The sequence below is a fragment of the Caballeronia sp. genome (assembly GCF_028292365.1).
Taxonomy (GTDB): Bacteria; Pseudomonadota; Gammaproteobacteria; order Burkholderiales; family Burkholderiaceae; genus Caballeronia.
The window spans coordinates 1-4,941 of the sequence record NZ_JAQGMM010000335.1; the positions used below are offsets into that span (position 1 = coordinate 1).

Below are 4,941 nucleotides of genomic sequence, written 5' to 3' on the forward strand. Positions count from 1 at the left end.
CTGATCCCCAATGTTCAATGAGAATCGCGCGGCACAGGCGCGCCACTCGAGCCGACGAGAAAATCAAGGTCGGCGCCCTGGTCCGCCTGCAGCACGTGATCGACGTAGAGCTTCACATAACCGCGCAATGGTGACGCCGGCTTGGTCCACGACGCACGTCGCCGCTCGAGTTCTTCATCGGATACTTCCAGATGCAGCCGGCGCGCTTCGACATCGAGTTCGATCATGTCGCCGGTCTGCACGAGCGCGAGCGGGCCGCCCGCCGCCGCTTCCGGCGACACATGCAACACCACCGCGCCGTAGGCAGTGCCGCTCATCCTGCCATCCGAAATGCGCACCATGTCGGTAATCCCCTTCTGCAGCACTTTTTTCGGCAGCGGCATGTTGCCGACTTCAGCGAATCCCGGATAGCCCTTCGGCCCCGCGCCCTTCAACACCATGACGCAGTGCTCATCAATATCAAGCGCTTCGTCGTCCACTTTCGCGTGCAACTCCTCCACGTTCTCGAACACGACCGCACGGCCGCGATGTTTCAGCAAATGTTGCGTTGCCGCCGACGGTTTGATCACGGCGCCATTCGGCGCGAGATTTCCCCTCAGCACGGCTATACCCGCCTTCGGCTTGAACGGCGCGGCAAACAGCGTGATGACTTTTTCGTCGTCGTTGCGGGCATTGGACACGTTGTCCCAGATCGTCTTGCCGTTCACGGTCAGCGCGTTTTTGTGCAGCAAACCCTGTTCGCCAAGCTGCTTCAGCACGGCCGGCAAGCCGCCCGCGTAGTAGAAGTCCTCCATCAGATATTCACCCGACGGCTGGAGATTCACGAGACATGGCACGTCCGAACCCAGTTCCCAATCGTCAAGCGTCAACGGCACGCCAATGCGCTTGGCGAGTGCGATCAGATGCACCACCGCGTTCGTCGATCCGCCGATCGCCGCATTCGTGCGAATTGCGTTCTCGAAGGCTTCGCGCGTGAGGATCCGGTCCATGGTGAGGTCTTCATGCACCATATCGACAATACGCCGGCCCGCCATATGTGCCAGCACTTGACGGCGGGCATCGACGGCGGGAATGGCCGCGTTGTGCGGCAAGCCCATGCCGAGCGCCTCGACCATCGACGCCATGGTGGAGGCCGTGCCCATCGTCATGCAATGTCCGCGCGAACGGTTCATGCACGACTCGGCTTCAGTGAATTCCTCTTGCGTCATGGTGCCTGCGCGCACTTCCTCCGACATCTGCCAAACGCCCGTGCCCGAGCCGATAGGCTTGCCGCGATACCGGCCGTTCAACATCGGTCCGCCGGATACGGCGAGGGCGGGCAGATTGCACGACGCCGCGCCCATCAGCAACGCGGGCGTGGTCTTGTCGCAGCCGACGAGCAGGATCACGCCGTCAAGCGGATTGCCGCGAATCGACTCCTCCACATCCATGGAGGCGAGATTGCGAAACAACATGGCGGTCGGTCTCAGGTTCGACTCGCCAAGGGACATCACCGGGAATTCAAGCGGTAGTCCGCCCGCCTCGCGAACACCCCGTTTCACGTATTCGGCCAACTCGCGGAAATGAGCGTTGCACGGCGTCAGTTCAGACCAGGTGTTGCAGATGCCGATCACTGGACGGCCATCGAAATTGTCGTGGGGAATGCCCTGGTTTTTCATCCACGAGCGGTGAATGAAACCGTCCTTGCCGTGTGTACCGAACCATTGTTGCGAGCGAAGTTTGCGCATGTCTTGTCTCCTGGCGGAGGGCCGTTGTGGGGTGCTGTGAAGGATGGGCGTGCCGGTTCGCGGACCGAGCGCAATTACCCAAATTTACCCAATGTCCTGCTCTTGTTCGCGTGAATCCGCCTCGCTCGCCTGATCAATGCCCGCAACCGCGGCTCGAGCCGCGCCCTTCTCCAGCGCGTTGAAGTCGCGTTGGGTGGCGAGCAACAGTCGCGTCATTGCCGCGTGCGCCTCTGCGGGCCGGCGGCTCCGGATTGCATCGAATACAGTGCGATGCTGTTCCAGGGACGCCTCTGCCGACAGCGCTTGCTTGCCGGTCAGGCGAATGCCTGCGTCCAGCGCGGCCCGGACCGTGCCAATCAGTTGAGTGAAGACCCAATTCCCTGCCGCTTCGATAATGCCCGCGTGAAAAGCGACATCCGCCGCCGCCCAGCCAGCGCCGCGCGTGCCGTCCGCTTCACTGGCCATCGCGTTCAGCGAGGCTTCGATACGGTCAAGATCACGCTCGGAAGCCCTTGCTGCAGCGAGTTCGGCAGCACGGGGTTCGATCAGCAGACGCGCTTCGACCAGCGCCTGGAAAAACGACACGTCCTCCACGCGCAAGACCGCCATGTCCAACACCGACGCATCCAGCAATTTCCACGATTCACGCGCGAGAACGGTAGCGCCCTTGCGTCGCCTGCTCTCAATCAGGCCGAGTGAAGCGAGCTTCTGCATCGCCTCGCGCGCCGCCGTACGGCTTACGCCATGCGCGGTGGCGAGTTCCATTTCGTTCGGCAAGGACGAGCCAACCGCGTAGACGCCCGAAACAATCGCGTCGACTAGATGGACAACAATCGCCTCATGCAGTTTCGTCATGGTCGGCGAGCCTGCGTTTTCTGGTTTCATCGCGGCGGCAAATGGGTGTGGGTCGAAAAATTAAATCATACATAATTTTCCCGCAAAAGATGAAATATGTACGACATAATTTCACACTCACAGCAATTGGACGAAAACCGTTACCGGTCGCAGCGGGCCGGTTGGAGAGTCGCCGAGCCCTAAAGCGCCATGACGCGCACCTCGGACGCAAATTGTTCCCGAACGCTACAGGCGTGCAGAAGCGGCCGGACGGTTGCCCGGGAACGCATAGTAAGAATGTTTTGATCGGCGACGCCCGGCCGGACGACGCCCTCCAGAAGCCAGACAATGGCCACGCACTCGGCCAAAGTCTTCATCCCAATGGATCAAGCCGCTAACGCCAACCAGACGTCAGAGCAGCTTTTCGATATCGCTGGAAATCGCATCGGGCTTCGTCACCGAGCCAAACCGGGTGATCACGTTGCCTTCCTTGTCGACCAGGAACTTCGTGAAGTTCCACTTGATGCCTTCGGTCCCCAGCACGCCCGGCGCTTCCTCGGTCAGGTAACGGAACAGCGGATGCGCGTTCGCCCCGTTCACGTCGACTTTCGCAAACATGGGAAACGTGACGCCATAGTTCTGCTCGCAAAAGCTGCCAATTTGCGCCGCATCGCCCGGTTCCTGCTTGCCGAACTGATTGCACGGGAAACCCAGCACCTCAAACCCGCGATCCGCATAACGTTCGTAGAGCTCCTGCAAACCCTTGTACTGCGGCGTGAATCCGCACTCGCTTGCGGTGTTCACGATCAACAGCACCTTGCCCTGATAACTGTCCATGCTGACGGTTTCGCCGCCCAGGGTAACCGCCGAAAACGAGTAGATAGAGTTCATTCGATGCTCCGCCTGAAAAAATCCAGTCTAAGCGAAACCCGGGTCAAAAAACACTCGGCCGAACGGCTAACGGCGTGCCAATGTCAATGAGCCGGTGGGGACCACCCGCGCCGGTCTAAAATAGCGTTTTCCCGTACTTGCCTGGGTCTCCACGCCGTGATTCGCTTCAACCAGTTCAGCCTTGCCCGCGGCACCAAACCGCTCTTCGAACAGACCACGTTCGCGCTCAATCCTGGCGAAAAGGCGGGGCTCATCGGCGCTAACGGCGCGGGGAAGTCCACGCTCTTCTCCGTGCTGCGCGGCGACCTGCACTCGGACGGTGGCGATTTCTCGATGCCGCCGTCGTGGCAAATCGCGCACGTCGCGCAGGAAACGCCGGCCGTGGATCGCACAGCGCTCGACTACACGCTTGACGGCGATACGCAATTGCGGCGCATCGAAGCGCGAATTGCGACCGCATCGGCGGCTCATGACGGCGCTGCTGAAGCCGACGCACACGCCGCTTTCGCCGACGCCGACGGTTATACCGCGCCCGCCCGCGCCGAAACCCTGCTGATCGGCCTGGGCTTCACGCTCGCGCAAACAAAGGAACCGGTGGCAAGCTTTTCCGGCGGCTGGCGCATGCGCCTGAACCTGGCGCAAGCACTCATGTGCCGCTCGGACCTGCTGCTGCTCGACGAACCCACGAACCACCTGGATCTCGACGCGATCATCTGGCTGGAAGACTGGCTGCATCGATATCCAGGAACGTTGATCGTGATTTCCCACGATCGCGAATTCCTTGATTCAGTCTGCAATGTCACGCTGCATCTGGAGAGCCGGCAGATCAAGCGTTACGGCGGCAATTACAGCCAGTTCGAGATCCTGCGCGCACAACAAATCGCGTTGCAGCAAAGCGCGTATGTGAAGCAGCAAAAGACGGTCGAGCATCTGCAAAGCTTCATCAACCGTTTCAAGGCGCAAGCGACCAAAGCGAAGCAGGCGCAAAGCCGCGTGAAGGCGCTGGAGCGCATGGAAATCATCGCACCGGCGCATGCCTCTTCGCCTTTCACATTCGAGTTCCGTGCGCCCGATGCCGCGCCAAACCCGATGATGGTGATGGAGGCAGTGCGCTGCGGCTATCACACGGACGCCGGTGAAGTGCCGATCGTGCAAAGCGTCACGCTGTCCATCCAGAACGGTCAGCGAATCGGCTTGCTGGGTGCGAACGGACAAGGGAAATCGACGCTCATCAAGACGCTGGCCGGCACGCTTGAGGCGTTGAGCGGCACGGTGCGTGAGGGTAAGGGCTTGCGTATTGGCTATTTCGCGCAGCATCAACTCGAAACTCTGCGCCCCCAAGACTCCGCGCTAGAGCACGTCGCCCGGCTCGCGCCCGACACACGCGAACAGGAACTACGCGATTTCCTCGGCGGCTTCAATTTTTCCGGCGAGATGGCGACCGCAAAGATCGCGCCGTTTTCCGGCGGAGAAAAGGCTCGGCTCGCGC

The 4,941-nt window shown here is 60.8% G+C and carries 4 protein-coding genes; 1 reads left to right on the forward strand and 3 read right to left on the reverse strand.

Annotation, left to right across the window (positions count from 1 at the left end; all coding sequences use genetic code 11):
• Positions 1-14: 14 nt before the first annotated feature.
• The 3 genes from JWR14_RS20320 to JWR14_RS20330 all read right to left on the reverse strand — a co-directional run bounded on the left by JWR14_RS20320 (position 15) and on the right by JWR14_RS20330 (position 3,452).
• Positions 15-1,727, reverse strand: coding sequence for an IlvD/Edd family dehydratase (locus JWR14_RS20320; protein WP_299710456.1), 1,713 nt, complete (start codon positions 1,725-1,727; stop codon positions 15-17).
• Between the two features lie 84 nt (positions 1,728-1,811).
• Positions 1,812-2,582, reverse strand: a complete 771-nt coding sequence (locus tag JWR14_RS20325; protein ID WP_299710459.1) for a FadR/GntR family transcriptional regulator — start codon at positions 2,580-2,582, stop codon at positions 1,812-1,814.
• A 390-nt stretch (positions 2,583-2,972) separates the two neighbouring features.
• Entirely contained in the window at positions 2,973-3,452 is a 480-nt protein-coding gene (locus JWR14_RS20330; RefSeq protein WP_299710462.1) for a glutathione peroxidase, read from the reverse strand.
• Between the two features lie 156 nt (positions 3,453-3,608).
• On the opposite strand from JWR14_RS20330, the gene JWR14_RS20335 reads away from it, so the two are divergent.
• A partial coding sequence (locus JWR14_RS20335) for an ATP-binding cassette domain-containing protein (protein ID WP_299710465.1) occupies positions 3,609-4,941 on the forward strand: 1,333 nt, incomplete at its 3' end.

What these genes read in the sequence shown, in the direction of transcription:
- JWR14_RS20330 (WP_299710462.1), bottom strand. Translation starts at nt 3,452, where the DNA reads ATGAACTCTATCTACTCGTTTTCGGCGGTTACCCTGGGCGGCGAAACC.
- JWR14_RS20325 (WP_299710459.1), bottom strand. Translation starts at nt 2,582, where the DNA reads ATGACGAAACTGCATGAGGCGATTGTTGTCCATCTAGTCGACGCGATT.
- JWR14_RS20320 (WP_299710456.1), bottom strand. Translation starts at nt 1,727, where the DNA reads ATGCGCAAACTTCGCTCGCAACAATGGTTCGGTACACACGGCAAGGAC.